12 protein-coding genes are annotated in these 16,977 nt (G+C 59.2%); 5 read left to right on the top strand and 7 right to left on the bottom strand.

What is annotated here, in order from left to right:
• Positions 1-12 precede the first annotated feature (12 nt).
• Positions 13-1,302, top strand: a complete 1,290-nt coding sequence (locus ACLEXF_RS08785; protein ID WP_004201705.1) for an MFS transporter — start codon at positions 13-15, stop codon at positions 1,300-1,302.
• 14 nt (positions 1,303-1,316) lie between these two features.
• The gene (yfaU, locus tag ACLEXF_RS08780; protein WP_004201703.1) at positions 1,317-2,120 is read left to right on the top strand and encodes a 2-keto-3-deoxy-L-rhamnonate aldolase; all 804 of its coding nucleotides are present in this window, start codon (positions 1,317-1,319) and stop codon (positions 2,118-2,120) included.
• Between the two features lie 21 nt (positions 2,121-2,141).
• Here yfaU and glpC read toward each other — a convergent pair whose 3' ends face one another.
• From glpC to glpA, 3 genes are read right to left on the bottom strand one after another with little or no spacing between them, the layout of a single operon-like run.
• Positions 2,142-3,320, bottom strand: coding sequence for an anaerobic glycerol-3-phosphate dehydrogenase subunit GlpC (gene glpC, locus ACLEXF_RS08775; protein ID WP_131076371.1), 1,179 nt, complete (start codon positions 3,318-3,320; stop codon positions 2,142-2,144).
• Positions 3,317-4,576 (bottom strand): glycerol-3-phosphate dehydrogenase subunit GlpB, encoded by a 1,260-nt coding sequence (gene glpB / locus ACLEXF_RS08770; RefSeq protein ID WP_131076372.1) that lies wholly within the window; start codon positions 4,574-4,576, stop codon positions 3,317-3,319. Before glpB ends, glpC begins: the two co-directional genes overlap by 4 nt.
• Positions 4,566-6,188, bottom strand: coding sequence for an anaerobic glycerol-3-phosphate dehydrogenase subunit A (gene glpA, locus ACLEXF_RS08765; RefSeq protein WP_080841623.1), 1,623 nt, complete (start codon positions 6,186-6,188; stop codon positions 4,566-4,568). Before glpA ends, glpB begins: the two co-directional genes overlap by 11 nt.
• 272 nt (positions 6,189-6,460) lie before the next feature.
• Between glpA and glpT the strand changes: the two genes are divergently transcribed.
• Together glpT and glpQ are read left to right on the top strand one after the other, a co-directional pair.
• On the top strand, positions 6,461-7,807 hold the full coding sequence (glpT, locus tag ACLEXF_RS08760; protein ID WP_004201695.1) for a glycerol-3-phosphate transporter: 1,347 nt from the start codon (positions 6,461-6,463) through the stop codon (positions 7,805-7,807).
• 9 nt (positions 7,808-7,816) lie between these two features.
• A complete protein-coding gene (gene glpQ / locus ACLEXF_RS08755; protein ID WP_004201693.1) occupies positions 7,817-8,887 on the top strand; it encodes a glycerophosphodiester phosphodiesterase in 1,071 nt (356 codons plus the stop codon).
• A 463-nt stretch (positions 8,888-9,350) separates the two neighbouring features.
• Here glpQ and yfaE read toward each other — a convergent pair whose 3' ends face one another.
• From yfaE to ubiG, 4 genes are all read right to left on the bottom strand, one after another.
• Positions 9,351-9,605 (bottom strand): class I ribonucleotide reductase maintenance protein YfaE, encoded by a 255-nt coding sequence (gene yfaE, locus ACLEXF_RS08750; protein WP_004201692.1) that lies wholly within the window; start codon positions 9,603-9,605, stop codon positions 9,351-9,353.
• Positions 9,605-10,735, bottom strand: coding sequence for a class Ia ribonucleoside-diphosphate reductase subunit beta (nrdB, locus tag ACLEXF_RS08745; protein WP_004140835.1), 1,131 nt, complete (start codon positions 10,733-10,735; stop codon positions 9,605-9,607). Before nrdB ends, yfaE begins: the two co-directional genes overlap by 1 nt.
• A 101-nt stretch (positions 10,736-10,836) precedes the next feature.
• Entirely contained in the window at positions 10,837-13,122 is a 2,286-nt protein-coding gene (gene nrdA / locus ACLEXF_RS08740) for a class 1a ribonucleoside-diphosphate reductase subunit alpha (protein WP_004201691.1), read from the bottom strand.
• Positions 13,123-13,466: 344 nt separating this feature from the next.
• Positions 13,467-14,195, bottom strand: a complete 729-nt coding sequence (gene ubiG, locus ACLEXF_RS08735) for a bifunctional 2-polyprenyl-6-hydroxyphenol methylase/3-demethylubiquinol 3-O-methyltransferase UbiG (RefSeq protein WP_087832074.1) — start codon at positions 14,193-14,195, stop codon at positions 13,467-13,469.
• A 146-nt stretch (positions 14,196-14,341) separates the two neighbouring features.
• On the opposite strand from ubiG, the gene gyrA reads away from it, so the two are divergent.
• A complete protein-coding gene (gene gyrA / locus ACLEXF_RS08730) occupies positions 14,342-16,975 on the top strand; it encodes a DNA topoisomerase (ATP-hydrolyzing) subunit A (RefSeq protein ID WP_004201688.1) in 2,634 nt (877 codons plus the stop codon).
• Positions 16,976-16,977 lie beyond the last annotated feature (2 nt).

Raw genomic sequence — 16,977 nt, 5'->3', positions numbered from 1 at the left:
GAGGATATTATGATGAGCAACACACTGCTGGAGAGCGTGGTGAAGAAAAACCGCGCCCGCTTAATCCCCTTTATGCTGGCGCTGTACGTGCTGGCGTTTCTTGACCGTTCGAATATCGGTTTCGCCAAAGAGACCTACCAGCTGGATACGGGCCTCAGCAACGAAGCCTATGCGCTGGGGGCGGGGATTTTCTTTGTGGTCTATGCCTTTCTCGGGGTACCTGCCAACCTGCTGATGCGCAAATTCGGCGCCAGAAAATGGATCGGCTGCACCACGCTGCTGTGGGGCGTGCTGTCGGCGGCGATGGCGTGGGCGGATACGGAAGCGAAATTCCTGCTGGTACGCACCCTGCTGGGCGCGGCGGAGGCGGGCTTCTTCCCCGGCATGATCTACCTCACTTCACAGTGGTTTCCCCAGCAAAACCGCGCCAGCATTATGGGGCTTTTTTATATGGGGGCGCCGCTGGCGCTGACGCTCGGTTCGCCTTTATCCGGCGCACTGCTGGAGATGCATGGGTTTATGGGCCATCCCGGCTGGTTCTGGATGTTTGTGATTGAAGGCCTGCTTGCTGTCGCCGCGGGAGCGTTCACCTTCTTCTGGCTGGACGATTCGCCGCAGCATGCCCGCTTCCTGAGCGCTGCGGAGAAACAGGCGCTGATCGGCGAGCTGGCGCGAGAGGAGGAGAAAAAGGTCACCTCGCGCCTGTCCGATGCGCTGCGTAACGGGCGGGTCTGGCAGCTGGCGCTGATTTACATGACCATTCAGGTGGCGGTCTATGGCCTGATTTTCTTCCTGCCTACTCAGGTCGCCGCGCTGTTGGGCACCAAAGTCGGCTTCATTGCGTCGGTGGTGACGGCTATCCCATGGGTGGCGGCGCTGTTCGGCACCTGGCTTATCCCTCGCTACTCCGATCGCACCGGCGAGCGGCGCAATATTGCCGCGCTGACGCTGCTGGCGGCAGCGGTCGGGATTGCGGTTTCCGGGCTGGTGGCGCCGGTGCTGGCTATCATCGCGCTGTGCGTGGCGGCGGTTGGGGTGATTGCCGTGCAGCCGGTCTTCTGGACGATGCCGACGCAGCTGCTCTCCGGCACGGCGCTGGCCGCCGGGATTGGTTTCGTTAACCTGTTTGGCGCCATCGGCGGCTTTCTGGCGCCAATCGTTCGCGTGCAGGCCGAAACGCTGTTCGCCAGCAGCGCCGCCGGACTGTTAACCCTGGCCGGCGTGGCCATCGTCGGGGTGATCATCATCTTCTCATTAAGCCTCACCCGCGCGGTTCCTCAGCGCGGCAGCGTACAGCATTGATTAAAGGAATCGCTATGAACGCACTGTTATCTAACCCCTTCAAACGTGGATTATTACGCGGTGAGACGCAAATTGGCCTGTGGCTGAGCTCGACCTCCTCCTATATGGCGGAGATTGCCGCCACCTCAGGATATGACTGGCTGCTGATCGACGGCGAGCATGCCCCGAACACCATTCAGGACCTTTATCATCAGCTCCAGGCCATCGCTCCCTATGCCAGTCAGCCGGTGATCCGACCGGTGGAGGGCAGCCGCAGCCTGATAAAACAGGTGCTGGATATTGGCGCCAGAACGTTGCTGGTGCCGATGGTCGATACCGCCGAGCAGGCGCGGGAAGTCGTCTCGGCAACCCGTTATCCCCCCGTCGGTAGCCGCGGCGTGGGCGCCGGCGTGGCCCGGGCGGCACGCTGGGGAAGAGTGGAGAATTATATGGCGGAGGCGAATGACGAGCTCTGTCTGCTGATTCAGGTAGAGAGCCGAACCGCGCTGGAAAATCTGGACGCTATCCTCGAGGTGGAGGGCATTGACGGCGTATTTATCGGTCCGGCGGATCTCTCCGCTTCGCTGGGGCACCCGGACGATGCCGGCCATCCTGACGTGCAGCGGGTGATTGAGCAGAGCATCCGGCGCATTCGTGCGGCGGGTAAAGCGGCCGGATTTCTGGCGGTCGACCCGGCGATGGCGGAAAAATGTCTCGCCTGGGGGGCCAATTTCGTCGCCGTCGGGGTCGATACCATGCTCTACACCGAGGCGCTGGACCGCCGGCTGGCGATGTTTAAATCCGCCAGCGCTCAGCCGCAGGGGAAAGCGAGCTATTGACGGCGCAGGCTGGCGCCGGACTCAGGCGAGCGCCTGCGCCAGCACCGTCAGCGGATGTTCGCAGCGTTTGCTGGTGGACATTTCTATCTGCCATTTGCAGGTCTCGCAGTCGGTGACGACGATGTCGGCTCCGCTCTCCTCAATCTGACGGAACAGCGGGGCGCCGATAGCCTGGGATACCGCGTAATTCTCAGTCTTAAACCCGTAGGTGCCGGCGATGCCGCAGCACTGGGAATCCAGCACCTCCAGCTGCAGGCCGGGGATCAGCCGTAGCAGTTCGAGGGTATACAGCGACCAGCCCATTTTCTCCATATGGCACGGGGTGTGATAGACCACCTTCAGCGGCAGCCGGCGCAGCGGCAGCGTTTTGCCACTATCCAGTTGTTTCCAGATCCAGCGAGTGGCCAGTTCCACCCGGTCGCGGAGGTCGCTGTTGTCAACATCCAGGAGGTGAGGGTATTCATCGCGCAGGGTAAAGGTGCAGGTCGAAGAGGTGGCAATGATCGGCAGCGCGTTTTCCCGCATCGCGGCGACGTTGCTCAGCGCCTGCTTACGCGCTTTGTCAAAAAAGCCGTTGGCGATCAGCGGCACGCCGCAGCATTTTTCCCTTGATAACAACTGCACGCCGGTGCCCAGCGTATTGACGACGCGAATCAGGTCCTTGCCCAGCTGCGGGTGGTTATAGTTGACGTAGCAACCATGAAAGAAGGCCACCTGCTCAGGGTACTGCGTCTGGTGGGCCGCGAGCTGGCGGTAAGCGCGGCGGAAGGTACCGAAGCCATATTTCGGCAGCGTGCGGCGATGATCGATATGGAGCGCTGCGTCGAGCAGGCGGCGTACCGGTTTTAAGCCGGTGGTGACATTAACCAGTGGGGCAAAGGGGGTGGAAAGGGTGCCCATCAGGTCGGTATGGCTGAGGATGGCGTCGCGCAGGGTCGGCTTTTGCTGGCCGTACTGTGCCCGGGCGCGTTGAATGATATCGCCAATTTTCACATCCGACGGGCAGGCCACCTCACAGCGCTTGCAGTTGATGCAGTACTTGAGCGCCTCATCGTACAGCGCGCCATCCTTCAGGCGGAGGCGTTCGCCATCCGGCCCCGCCTGTTTCGGCCCGGGATAGCGCGGATTGACCCGGCTTACCGGACAGGTGGTGGTACAGACCGTGCACTTAATGCAGCTTTCAAAACGGGTATCGTTCATGGCCGGCCTCCGGCAAGAGCGTGGATCTGTCTGGCGGCGTGCAGCGCGGTGACGGCACAGACCCCGCCGCCGCAGCCGAGCTGAATGGCATCGAACCCGCCGAGCAGCGAACCGATGGCGAACAGATTGCTGAACGGCTGCCCGCCCAGCAGGGGATGCAGCAGGGCATCGGTTTTCACCCCGAAGCGCTGCCACGGCTGGGAGGCAAAGAAGTCCCGCTGGTACCAGTCGTCGCGCGGCAGGGTCTGTTGCAGATCGAGACCAAGAATGGGTTCGCGCACGCTCTCCCGCGTGGCGACAAGACCGTTGCTGAAAAAGCTGCCGCTGGCCAGCACGGTAAAACGCGGACGCAGCGCAATATCGCCGTGATTTCGCGTCCAGACGGCCTCGACGGCGCCCTGTCGATGGCTGATGTTCACCACTTCATCGCCGGCAAGCCAGGTGCCGCCGCCGCGAATAAACTGCCGCTGCAGCAGACTGTGCAGGCGCATCCCGGGAACCGAAGGCGGCAGCGTCGGCAGCAGACGCAGCGGGCAGGGCAGGCGCGCCTGCAGCCAGTGGTACAGGCGATCGTCGGCGAGACCAAAGCAGGCGGGCATGATCAGCAGCTCATGCTGCTGCGCCAGGGGCAGCAGCGCCGCGTGCAGGGCAGGCCAGTGGTGTTCATCGTCGAGGAGGCGGGCGATATTGGCGGCGCGAAATTCGGTGGGGTTGTCACGCAACACATCCAGCAGCGGTAACTCGATTTCCGCCGCCACGGCGGTAACGCCGGTTTGCCCGAGCGCGGCGGCGGCGAGATGCGGCTGAAAATCGGCAAAGCCGCTGATCCCCACCAGGCAGACCCCTTGTCGGGGGAGTGGCGCGACAGGAACCTCCTGCGGCGATAGCCACGCCGCGCGCAGCGTCCCCAGCGGCGTTACTCGCCGGTGCGGGTGGTGCGCGTCGCCCTGCATCACCGCCCCGCAGGTGGTCAGCAGGGCTTCAGTCTGTTTAGCGTATTCGAGCACCGCCCCGGCACCGAGCCGGGAATAAGGGTGCTCAGGAAGCAGTTCAGCGAGCTGCTGCAGACCTTGCGCGAGGTCAGTGACGTTATCGCCGTTCGGCAGCGCCGAGAGCAGATCTAACGACGCGGAGGAAAAATGCAGCGCGCTTTGCCCGCGGCTGATGATAACGCTGCGCAGGCCGGACTGATTCAGCGTCAGGCCGCACAGCAGACCGGCCAGTCCGCCGCCGATAATCGCGCAGTCAAATTTCATCCTGATGCTCCTGTGGCAGTCCGCACAGGCCGAGGTAGACCCAGCGGGTGAATTCGCTTTCGCGCAGCGCGTCGCCCCAGGCGATGGGCTGCACGCCCTTCCAGCGTTCATTGAGAAACGCCGACAGCTGGGCCAACGACTGCGCGGGGGTGGTGACGTTAAAGCGCTGCAGCAGCCCGGCGGCGCGGCAGGCGCAGAGTTCCCCCTGGCAGGTCCCCATGCCAATCCGGGTACGGCGGCGCAGGTCGAGCAGGGTGTTGACCGCCAGATTTTCCACCGCGTATTTCACTTCACCAGCGGTGACGGCTTCGCATTCGCAGACCAGGCTACGGTGCTGGCGGCTGTCGCCAAGCCAGGCCGGAGTGCGATCGCCATGGCGGTAGACGGCAGAGCCGCGCAGCGGGCCAGGCAGGGAGATAATTTTTCGCAGGGTGCTTTCCGTCGGCTCCTGTGAGCCGGGCAGCGGGCTCTCGGCCGTGGTACAGGGGGTGGTGTTGCCCAGCTTACGACAGACGGCGTCGGTGGCCCACTCGGCCATCAGGCGATAGGTCATCAGCTTGCCGCCGGTGATGGTAATGAAGCCTTCCATGCCGTCACGCTGAGCATGGTCGAGCAGGACGATGCCGCGGCTGACGCTGCGTCCGCTGGGATCGTTGTCGCTGGCCACCAGCGGGCGGACGCCGGAGTAGGCGCGGAGGATCCGGGTGCGGCCCATGACCGGCGCCAGCTTTTCGCCTTCGCGCAGCAGGGTATCGACTTCCGCGGTCGTAACCCGGTTGTCGTCAATTTCGTCATAAGGAATATGCATCGAGGTGGTGCCGATCAGCGAGATGGTATCCCCGGGCACCAGAATATCGGCATCGGCCGGCTTACGGCAGCGGTTGATCACCAGGTTGTTAATCCGGTGGTCGAGGATCAACAGCGATCCCTTCGCCGGGAACATGGTGATGCACAGGTCGGCATATTCCGCAATGCGCTGCCCCCAGATCCCGGCGGCATTAACCACTACCCCGGCGTACAGCGTGCGGGCCTGGTGAAGCTGACTGTCGTATACCTGGACGCCGCAGACGCGATCGCCCTGGCGCAGCAGGCCAGTGACTTCGCAGCCGGTGAGGATCTGCGCGCCGTGTTCGCGGGCGTCGAGCATATTGGCCGCGGTGAGGCGAAACGGGTCAATGGTGCCGTCCGGAACCTGCACCGCCCCCAGCAGCGCCGGGTTGACGGCGGGCTCGCGGCGCAGCGCCTCCTGCGCAGAGAGCGGCGTGGCCTCTATGCCAGCCTGCTGGCAGGCGGCGATAAAGGCCTGCTGATATGCCAGATCGTCTTCAGGCAGGGTTATGAACAGACCGCCGGCTGGTTCGATACAGTGACGGGCGATGCGGCGCAGGATGCGGTTCTCACTGATGCATTCGCGGGCGGATTCGTTGTCGGTCACCGCATAGCGGGCGCCGCTGTGCAGCAGCCCATGATTACGGCCGGTGGCCCCGGTGGCGATATCATGACGCTCAATGAGCAGTGTGCGTAATCCGCGCCGGGCGCAATCGCGGGCGATACCGGCGCCGGTTGCTCCGCCGCCGATGATAATAACCTCGCTATCCAGACGTCCCGTCATCTTCAGCTCCTTTGCTTTCGTTTAACACCATTTAGCCACAGTCTATAAGGTTATTGTTTGATTTCGAGCACATTCGCGCGTTATTTGAGCGTGTTATGTGATTTCGTGCTCACATTGGAACCTTTTGTCATATTTCTGTAACAAATTGTGCGATGTTTCACAGTATCAGCTCTACGTATTGCCTACCATCGCGGCCAGATTCGAAGTTAGTGATTAATCTGGGATTGTTGTCGTGACGTTAGTAAAAAACAGCAAGGGCCACGGAGGCTGATATGTTAAGTATTTTTAAACCCGCCGCGCATAAAGCGCGTTTGCCAGCCGCGGAGATCGACCCGCTCTATCGTCGGTTACGCTGGCAGATTTTTATCGGCATCTTCTTTGGTTATGCCGCTTACTATCTGGTTCGTAAGAACTTTGCCCTGGCGATGCCCTATCTTATCGAGCAGGGTTTCTCCCGCGGCGACCTCGGTTTCGCCCTTTCCGGCATCTCCATTGCCTACGGATTTTCGAAATTCATCATGGGATCGGTCTCTGACCGTTCGAATCCGCGCATTTTCCTGCCGGCGGGGCTGATCCTCGCCGCGCTGGTGATGCTGGTGATGGGCTTCGTACCGTGGGCCACCTCGAGCATCATGATCATGTTCGTGCTGCTGTTCCTCTGCGGCTGGTTCCAGGGGATGGGCTGGCCGCCGTGCGGCCGTACCATGGTCCACTGGTGGTCGCAGAAAGAGCGTGGCGGAATTGTTTCAGTGTGGAACTGCGCGCATAACGTCGGCGGCGGGATCCCGCCGCTGTTGTTCCTGTTGGGTATGGCCTGGTTTAACGACTGGCACGCGGCGCTCTATATGCCGGCGTTCGCCGCTATCCTGCTGGCGATTTTCGCCTTTGCGATGATGCGCGATACTCCGCAATCCTGCGGCCTGCCGCCAATCGAAGAATATAAAAATGACTACCCGGACGATTACAGCGAAGAGCATGAACAAGAGCTGACGGCGAAGCAGATCTTTATGCAGTACATTCTGCCGAACAAGCTGCTGTGGTACATCGCGGTCGCCAACGTCTTCGTTTATCTGCTGCGCTACGGCATTCTCGACTGGTCGCCGACCTACCTGAAAGAGGTGAAGCACTTCGCGCTGGATAAATCCTCCTGGGCCTACTTCCTGTACGAGTACGCGGGGATCCCGGGCACCCTGCTGTGCGGCTGGATGTCGGATAAGGTGTTTAAAGGCAACCGCGGCGCCACCGGCGTGTTCTTTATGACCCTGGTGACCATCGCTACCATCGTGTACTGGCTGAACCCGGCGGGTAACCCGGGCGTGGATATGGCCTGTATGATTATTATCGGCTTCCTGATCTACGGCCCGGTGATGCTGATTGGTCTGCATGCGCTGGAGCTGGCGCCGAAGAAAGCTGCCGGCACCGCCGCAGGCTTCACCGGTCTGTTCGGTTATCTCGGCGGCTCCGTGGCCGCGAGCGCCATCGTCGGCTACACCGTCGATTTCTTCGGCTGGGACGGCGGCTTTATGGTAATGATCGGCGGCAGTGTGCTGGCGGTCGTCCTGCTGGTTATCGTGATGCTCGGTGAACGCCGTCATCATCAACAGCTGAAACAAGCCTAAGGAGCGGCGATGAACATGAAACTCACCACGCTAATGAGCGGCATGATGTTGGCCAGTTCGGCGCTGTGCTTCAGCGCGACAGCGGCGGATAAAATGGTTATCGCCCACCGGGGCGCCAGCGGTTATCTGCCCGAACATACCCTGCCGGCGAAAGCGATGGCCTACGCGCAGGGGGCGGATTACCTTGAGCAAGACCTGGTGATGACCAAAGACGACCGGCTGGTGGTGTTGCACGACCATTATCTCGACCGGGTGACCGACGTCGCTCAGCGCTTCCCGCAGCGGGCGCGTCAAGATGGCCGTTTCTACGCCATCGACTTTACCCTGGCCGAGATTAAGTCGCTGAAGTTTACCGAAGGCTTTGAGCCGAAAGATGGCAAGAACGTGCAAACCTACCCCGGGCGTTTCCCGATGGGCAAATCCGATTTCCGCATTCATACCTTTGAAGAGGAGATTGAGTTTGTCCAGGGGCTGAATCATTCCACCGGCAAAAACATCGGTATTTACCCGGAAATCAAAGCGCCGTGGTTCCACCATCAGGAAGGCAAAGATATTGCTGCCAGCACCCTGAAAGTGCTGAAAGAATATGGCTATACCAGCAAGCAGGATAAGGTCTATCTGCAGTGCTTTGACGCCAACGAGCTGAAGCGCATTAAAAATGAACTGGAGCCGAAGATGGGCATGGATCTTAATCTGGTGCAGCTCATCGCCTATACCGACTGGAATGAAACCCAGCAGAAACAGGCCGATGGCCAATGGGTGAACTACAGCTATGACTGGATGTTCAAGCCGGGGGCCATGGCGCAGATTGCACAATACGCCGACGGCATTGGTCCGGATTACCATATGCTGGTGGCGGAAGGCTCAAAGCCGGGGGCGGTGAAGTTGACGGCGATGGTGAAAGAGGCGCACGCCAGCCATCTGCAGGTGCATCCGTACACCGTGCGCGCGGATCAGTTGCCGGAGTACGCGACTAACGTTAATCAGCTCTATGACCTGCTGTATAACCAGGCGGGCGTCGACGGCTTGTTTACCGATTTCCCGGATAAAGCGGTGCAGTTCCTGGACGCTAAACGCTAAAAAGCCGGGTGGCGGTTGCGCCTTACCCGGCGTACGAACTGCGGTTTTGTTGACACGGTTCTCGGCGTGCAACGATTTCGACCCGGGAATAACGTTTGTTCTATGATATTTCCTGGAAGATGGCGCTCCCGATATTTCTTCTGCGTTATGCCTTTCATAGCGCAGGGAGCGCACAGGGGGAGGCCAGTCGCCGCCTCCCCCTGTACCCCCGGGCTCCGGCCAGCAAAATCGCCGCTGCGCGGTCCCTTCGACTTATCCCTGCAGGCTTCGGATCGGGCCGAGGCAGCGTCCATGCAAAACACGGCCCTCAGCCCGCATCCATGCGGGCTGCCCCGGCCTTCCGGGAACGTCTCAGCGATTTTGAGGCCGTCAACACCGGCAGTTTCAGCAGCCCAGGGCGGCAGTGCGTAAACGGCCGGTCCTGGAACAGTAGGTCAGGTAAGCGTAGCGCCACCTGACAAGACTACATCTCGATCTCAATATCGCCTTTCGCCCGGCAGCAGCAGGGCAAAATCTCGCCCGGCTGGATAAAGGCCAGCGGCTCGGTCAGCCAGTCAACCTGGCCGGAGACCAGACGGGTGCGGCAGGAGCCGCAATAGCCTGCGCGGCATTGATACTCGACGTCGATATTATGCGATTCAAGAGCAGCCAACAGGGAAGGGTGTTCATCCTGACACTCAAGGCGAGTGTCAGAGATTTTCAAGAAGATCCGCTTCATTACAGCTGGAAGTTGCTCAGATCGTCGGCATCGACTTCAGAGTCGATCTGGCCGACCAGGTAAGAGCTGACCTCTACTTCCTGCGGCGCCACCTGAACGTTGTCGGAGACCAGCCAGGTGTTGATCCACGGGATCGGGTTGGAGCGGGTCTGGAACGGCAGATCAAGGCCCACCGCCTGCATGCGGATATTGGTGATGTACTCGACGTACTGGCAGAGAATATCTTTGTTCAGGCCAATCATCGAGCCGTCGCGGAACAGGTAGTCCGCCCACTCTTTCTCCTGCTGGGCCGCCAGCACGAACAGATCATAGCACTCCTGTTTGCACTCTTCGGCGATTTCCGCCATTTCCGGATCGTCGCTGCCGGAGCGCAGCAGGTTCAGCATATGCTGAGTGCCGGTCAGGTGCAGCGCTTCATCGCGGGCGATCAGGCGGATAATTTTGGCGTTGCCTTCCATCAGTTTGCGCTCGGCGAAAGCGAAGGAGCAGGCGAAGCTGACGTAGAAGCGGATCGCTTCCAGGGCGTTAACGCTCATCAGGCACAGATAGAGTTTCTTTTTCAGCTCGCGCAGATTGACGGTCACGGTCTTGCCGTTGACGGTGTGGGTGCCTTCGCCCAGCAGGTGCCAGTAGCTGGTCATCTCGATCAGCGAATCGTAATAGTGGGAGATCCCCTCGGCACGCTTCTGGATCTGCTCGTTGGTGACGATATCGTCGAACACGGTCGCCGGATCGTTGACGATGTTGCGGATGATATGGGTGTACGAGCGCGAGTGAATGGTCTCAGAGAAGGCCCAGGTTTCCACCCAGGTCTCCAGCTCCGGGATGGAGATCAGCGGCAGCAGAGCAACGTTCGGGCTGCGGCCCTGGATGGAGTCGAGCAGCGTCTGGTACTTCAGGTTGCTGATGAAAATGTGTTTTTCATGTTCCGGCAGCGCCTGGTAGTCGATGCGATCGCGGGAAACGTCAACCTCTTCCGGGCGCCAGAAGAAGGAGAGCTGCTTTTCAATCAGCTTTTCAAAGATGTCGTATTTTTGCTGATCGTAGCGGGCCACGTTAACCGGCTGGCCAAAAAACATTGGCTCAAGCAACTGATCGTTTTTCGTCTGTGAAAAAGTGGTGTATGCCATTGAAGTGAGTCCTGTTGAACTGTATTGCCCGGCGGGAATGGGTTGGCCGGGCCTACAAAATCGTAGGCCGGGTAAGCGTAGCGCCACCCGGCAAAAATACCTTAGATCTTACAAGCGCCGCTTTCGCAGCCGTCGTCCTGAATGGACGGGGCCAGGTCATCCTGAGCGTCTTCAGCGCCATCACGGGTGTTGTGATAGTACAGCGTTTTGACGCCGAATTTATAGGCGTTGAGCAGGTCTTTCAGCAACTGCTGCATCGGCACTTTTCCGGAAGGGAAGCGCGTCGGATCGTAGTTGGTATTCGCAGAGATCGACTGGTCGATAAACTTCTGCATGATACCCACCAGCTGCAGGTAGCCGTCGTTGTTCGGCATTTCCCACAGCAGCTCGTAGGCGTTCTGCAGGTTTTCGTAGTCCGGCACCACCTGGCGCAGGATCCCATCCTTCGAGGCTTTGATACTCACGTGACCGCGCGGCGGCTCGATGCCATTGGTGGCGTTGGAGATCTGCGACGAGGTCTCGGACGGCATCAGCGCGGAGAGTGTAGAGTTGCGCAGGCCGTGGGTTTTAATGGACTCGCGAAGCGCTTCCCAGTCGTAGTGCAGGGATTCGCTGACGATGCCGTCCAGGTCTTTTTTGTAGGTATCGATCGGCAGGATACCCTGCGCATAGGTGGTTTCGTTGAACCACGGGCAGGCGCCCTGTTCGATAGCCAGCTCGTTGGAGGCCTTCAGCAGGTAGTACTGAATCGCTTCGAACGTTTTGTGGGTCAGGTTGTTGGCGCTGCCGTCGGAGTAGCGTTTGCCATGCTTCGCCAGATAGTAAGCGAAGTTGATCACGCCGATGCCCAGCGTACGGCGGCCCATTGCGCCGCGTTTGGCGGCCGGGATGGGGTAATCCTGATAGTCGAGCAGCGCGTCCAGGGCACGCACCGCCAGCACCGCCAGCTCTTCCAGCTCGTCGAGGCTGTCGATAGCCCCGAGGTTGAAGGCCGACAGGGTGCACAGCGCGATTTCGCCGTTTTCGTCGTTGACGTCTTCCAGCGGTTTAGTCGGCAGAGCGATCTCCAGGCACAGGTTAGACTGGCGCACCGGGGCGACCACCGGATCGAACGGGCTGTGGGTGTTGCAGTGGTCGACGTTCTGGATGTAGATGCGGCCGGTGGAGGCGCGCTCCTGCATCATCAGCGAGAACAGTTCAACCGCTTTAATGCGCTGCTTGCGAATGCTGTCGTCCTGCTCGTACTGGGTGTACAGGCGCTCAAACTCGTCCTGATCGGCGAAGAAGGCGTCATACAGGCCCGGGACGTCGGAAGGGCTGAACAGGGTAATGTCGCCGCCCTTCAGCAGACGGGTGTACATCAGCTTATTGATCTGCACCCCGTAGTCCATGTGACGAACGCGGTTGGCGTCGGTACCGCGGTTGTTTTTCAGCACCAACAGGCTTTCCACTTCCAGATGCCACATTGGGTAGAAGAGGGTCGCCGCGCCGCCGCGAACGCCGCCCTGCGAGCAGGACTTCACCGCGGTCTGGAAATGTTTGTAGAACGGAATGCAGCCGGTGTGGAAGGCTTCGCCGCCGCGGATCGGGCTGCCCAGCGCGCGAATGCGGCCGGCGTTGATGCCGATGCCGGCGCGCTGGGAAACGTATTTCACAATCGCGCTGGAGGTGGCGTTGATGGAATCCAGGCTGTCGCCGCACTCGATCAGCACGCAGGAGCTGAACTGACGGGTCGGGGTACGCACGCCGGACATGATCGGCGTCGGCAGCGAGATTTTAAAGGTCGACACCGCGTCGTAGAAACGCTTGATGTAGTCCAGACGCGTTTCGCGCGGGTAGTTAGAGAACAGGCAGGCAGCCACCAGAATATAAAGGAACTGCGCGCTCTCATAAATTTCGCCGGTGACGCGGTTCTGTACCAGATACTTGCCTTCCAGCTGCTTCACGGCAGCATAGGAGAAGTTCATGTCGCGCCAGTGGTCGAGGAAACCGTCCATCTGCTGGAACTCTTCTTCCGTGTAGTCTTCCAGCAGATGATGATCGTATTTACCCTTCTCGACCATCTTCACCACGTGATCGTAAAGCGCCGGCGGCTCAAACTGGCCGAAGGCTTTTTTACGCAAGTGGAAGATCGCCAGACGCGCGGCGAGGTACTGGTAATCCGGCGCCTCGCGGGAGATCAGGTCCGCAGCGGCTTTAATAATGGTTTCGTGGATGTCCGCGGTTTTAATGCCGTCATAGAACTGGATATGCGAGCGCAGCTCTACCTGGGAAATCGAAACGTTATTCAGTCCTTCTGCCGCCCAATCCAGTACGCGATGGATTTTGTCGAGATTGATGCGCTCGGTGGTCCCGTCGCGCTTTGTCACCAGCAGACTCTGATTCATGTGGATTTTACCTGTCCGTGAAAGAAAATATCCCCCGTTTATCCACAGAAGGCCGTTGTGACTAACTCTGTGGATAAATACTATATGTAGGGGGTTGTCGATAAAAGAAACGCTATATGGTGAGTATTTTAGTAAGGAATCTTTTGAGTACAAGGGTTGATTTTGACGTTAAATTGAGGTTGCGGAAGGGTAATAATCCGCAAGTCCACGTCGCATAAGGCCTGGAGAAGAAGTCAATAAAACAGAAAAAAAAATGAAAATTTGATCGAGTGCTGATTTCTTCATCGGAAGAAATAATCACGCGGCTTGATGCCGCGCAATCATCATAAGCGCAGCTGCTGACGTCACGCTTTTCTGGCGCTGGTATGCAACATATAGTTAACATCAACCCCCGGCGCCAACTTGAAGGTGTTGGTCAACGGATTGTAATGCAGACCGATGATATGCTGCTCTTTCAGAGTAGTCTGATCTACCCAGCCCAGCAGTTCGGCCGGCTTGATAAACTTTTTCACATCATGGGTGCCTTTGGGCACCATCTTCATGACATATTCCGCGCCGACCACCGCCATCAGCCACGCTTTACCGTTGCGGTTGATGGTGGAGAAGAAGACCTGACCGCCAGGCTTCACCAGCCGCGCGCAGGCGTGGACTACCGACTGTGGGTCAGGGACGTGCTCCAGCATCTCCATGCAGGTGACGACATCGTATTGCTGCGCGTGCTTCGCGGCATGTTCCTCAACCGTTTCCTGAACATATTCCACCTGAATACCGCTCTCCAGGGCGTGCAGTTTCGCCACCTGCAGCGGCTCTGCGCCCATGTCCAGTCCGGTGACCGTCGCGCCTTCGCGCGCCATACTCTCGGCGAGGATGCCGCCGCCGCAGCCGACATCAAGGACTTTTTTACCGAACAGGCCGCCTGAGCGTTCGGCGATATAGCCCAGCCGCAGGGGATTAATGCGGTGGAGCGGTTTGAACTCGCCCTCCAGATCCCACCAGCGCGAGGCGACGGCTTCGAATTTGGCGATTTCAGCATGATCGACGTTAGGGGCTACCGACGTTTTTTCGGCATTCATGGGCGCTTTTACTCCTTTTCTGTTCAGACCTGGGAGTATATCAGCAGCGCGCCATGAATAAACCGTATTGCTTTACCTCTCTTAGCGCGGCTGTGTTATAATTTGCGACCTTTGAATCCGGGATACAGTAGAGGGATAGCGGTTAGATGAGCGACCTTGCGAGAGAAATTACACCGGTCAACATTGAGGAAGAGCTTAAGAACTCTTATCTGGATTATGCGATGTCGGTCATTGTTGGCCGTGCGCTGCCGGATGTCCGAGATGGCCTGAAGCCGGTACACCGTCGCGTACTTTACGCCATGAACGTATTGGGCAATGACTGGAACAAAGCCTATAAAAAATCAGCCCGTGTCGTTGGTGACGTAATCGGTAAATACCACCCGCACGGCGACTCCGCGGTATACGACACCATCGTCCGTATGGCGCAGCCGTTCTCGCTGCGTTACATGCTGGTGGACGGCCAGGGTAACTTTGGTTCCATCGACGGCGACTCCGCCGCGGCGATGCGTTATACCGAAATTCGTCTGGCGAAAATCGCTCATGAGCTGATGGCCGATCTTGAAAAAGAGACGGTCGATTTCGTTGACAACTATGACGGTACGGAGCGTATTCCGGACGTCATGCCGACCAAAATTCCTAACCTGCTGGTAAACGGCGCCTCCGGGATCGCCGTCGGGATGGCCACCAACATACCGCCGCATAACCTGACGGAAGTGATCAACGGCTGTCTGGCCTATGTCGACGACGAAGACATCAGCATTGAAGGGCTGATGGCGCATATTCCTGGCCCTGATTTCCCGACCGCCGCCATTATCAACGGCCGTCGCGGCATTGAAGAGGCCTACCGCACCGGTCGCGGTAAAGTCTACATCCGCGCGCGCGCGGAAGTAGAAGTGGACGCCAAATCCGGCCGCGAAACCATCATCGTGCATGAAATTCCTTATCAGGTGAACAAAGCGCGCCTGATTGAGAAAATCGCCGAGCTGGTAAAAGAAAAACGCGTGGAAGGCATCAGCGCGCTGCGTGATGAGTCTGATAAAGACGGGATGCGCATCGTGATTGAAGTGAAGCGCGACGCGGTAGGGGAAGTGGTGCTCAACAACCTCTATTCCCAGACCCAGCTGCAGGTCTCCTTCGGTATCAACATGGTTGCGCTGCACCATGGCCAGCCGAAGATCATGAACCTGAAAGACATCATCGCCGCCTTCGTGCGCCACCGCCGCGAAGTGGTGACCCGTCGTACGATTTTTGAACTGCGCAAAGCGCGCGACCGGGCGCATATCCTCGAAGCGCTGGCCGTGGCGCTGGCCAACATCGACCCGATTATCGAACTGATCCGTCGCGCGCCGACCCCGGCTGAAGCGAAAGCGGCGCTGGTTGCCCAGGCGTGGGATCTCGGTAATGTCGCGGCGATGCTGGAACGTGCCGGTGATGACGCCGCGCGTCCGGAATGGCTGGAGCCAGAGTTCGGCGTGCGCGAGGGTAAATACTACCTGACCGAGCAGCAGGCTCAGGCGATTCTGGATCTGCGTCTGCAGAAACTGACCGGCCTTGAGCATGAAAAACTGCTCGACGAATATAAAGAGCTGCTGGAACAGATCGCGGAACTGCTGCACATCCTCGGCAGCGCCGACCGTCTGATGGAAGTGATTCGCGAAGAGCTGGAGCTGATCCGCGACCAGTTCGGCGACGAACGTCGTACCGAAATCACCGCCAACAGCGCTGATATCAACATCGAAGATCTGATCAACCAGGAAGACGTGGTGGTCACCCTGTCGCATCAGGGCTATGTGAAGTATCAGCCGTTGACCGACTACGAAGCACAGCGTCGTGGCGGTAAAGGCAAATCGGCAGCGCGCATTAAAGAAGAAGACTTTATTGACCGCCTGCTGGTGGCCAACACCCATGACACTATCCTCTGCTTCTCAAGCCGCGGTCGTCTGTACTGGATGAAGGTCTATCAGCTGCCGGAAGCCAGCCGCGGCGCGCGCGGTCGTCCGATCGTCAACCTGCTGCCGCTGGAAGCCGATGAGCGTATCACCGCTATCCTGCCGGTCCGCGAGTACGAAGAGGGCGTTAACGTCTTTATGGCCACCGCCAGCGGTACCGTGAAGAAAACCGCGCTGACCGAGTTCAGCCGTCCGCGTTCCGCTGGCATCATCGCGGTCAACCTGAACGAAGGCGATGAGCTGATCGGCGTCGATCTGACCTCTGGTCAGGACGAAGTGATGCTGTTCTCCGCGGCCGGCAAGGTCGTGCGCTTCAAAGAAGATGCCGTTCGCGCCATGGGCCGTACCGCCACCGGCGTACGCGGCATTAAGCTGGCGGAAAACGACAGCGTCGTCTCGCTGATTATTCCGCGCGGTGAAGGCGCGATCCTGACGGTGACGCAAAACGGTTACGGTAAACGTACCGCCGCGGCTGAGTATCCGACCAAGTCGCGTGCCACCCAGGGCGTTATCTCGATCAAAGTCACCGAGCGTAACGGTTCCGTGGTCGGCGCCGTACAGGTGGATGATTGCGATCAGATCATGATGATCACCGACGCCGGGACGCTGGTGCGTACCCGCGTTTCCGAAGTGAGCATCGTGGGCCGTAACACCCAGGGCGTGATCCTCATCCGCACCGCGGAAGATGAAAACGTGGTGGGTCTGCAGCGCGTCGCTGAGCCGGTAGACGATGAAGAGCTGGACGCCATCGACGGTAGCGCGGCGGAAGGCGATGACGATATCGCCCCGGAAGCGGATACTGATGACGACATCGCCGAAGACGAAGAGTAATC

The sequence above is a fragment of the Klebsiella pneumoniae complex sp. WS1778 genome, from assembly GCF_049472055.1.
GTDB lineage: Bacteria > Pseudomonadota > Gammaproteobacteria > Enterobacterales > Enterobacteriaceae > Klebsiella > Klebsiella quasipneumoniae.
This window is presented reverse-complemented; position numbering and strand designations above follow the sequence as displayed.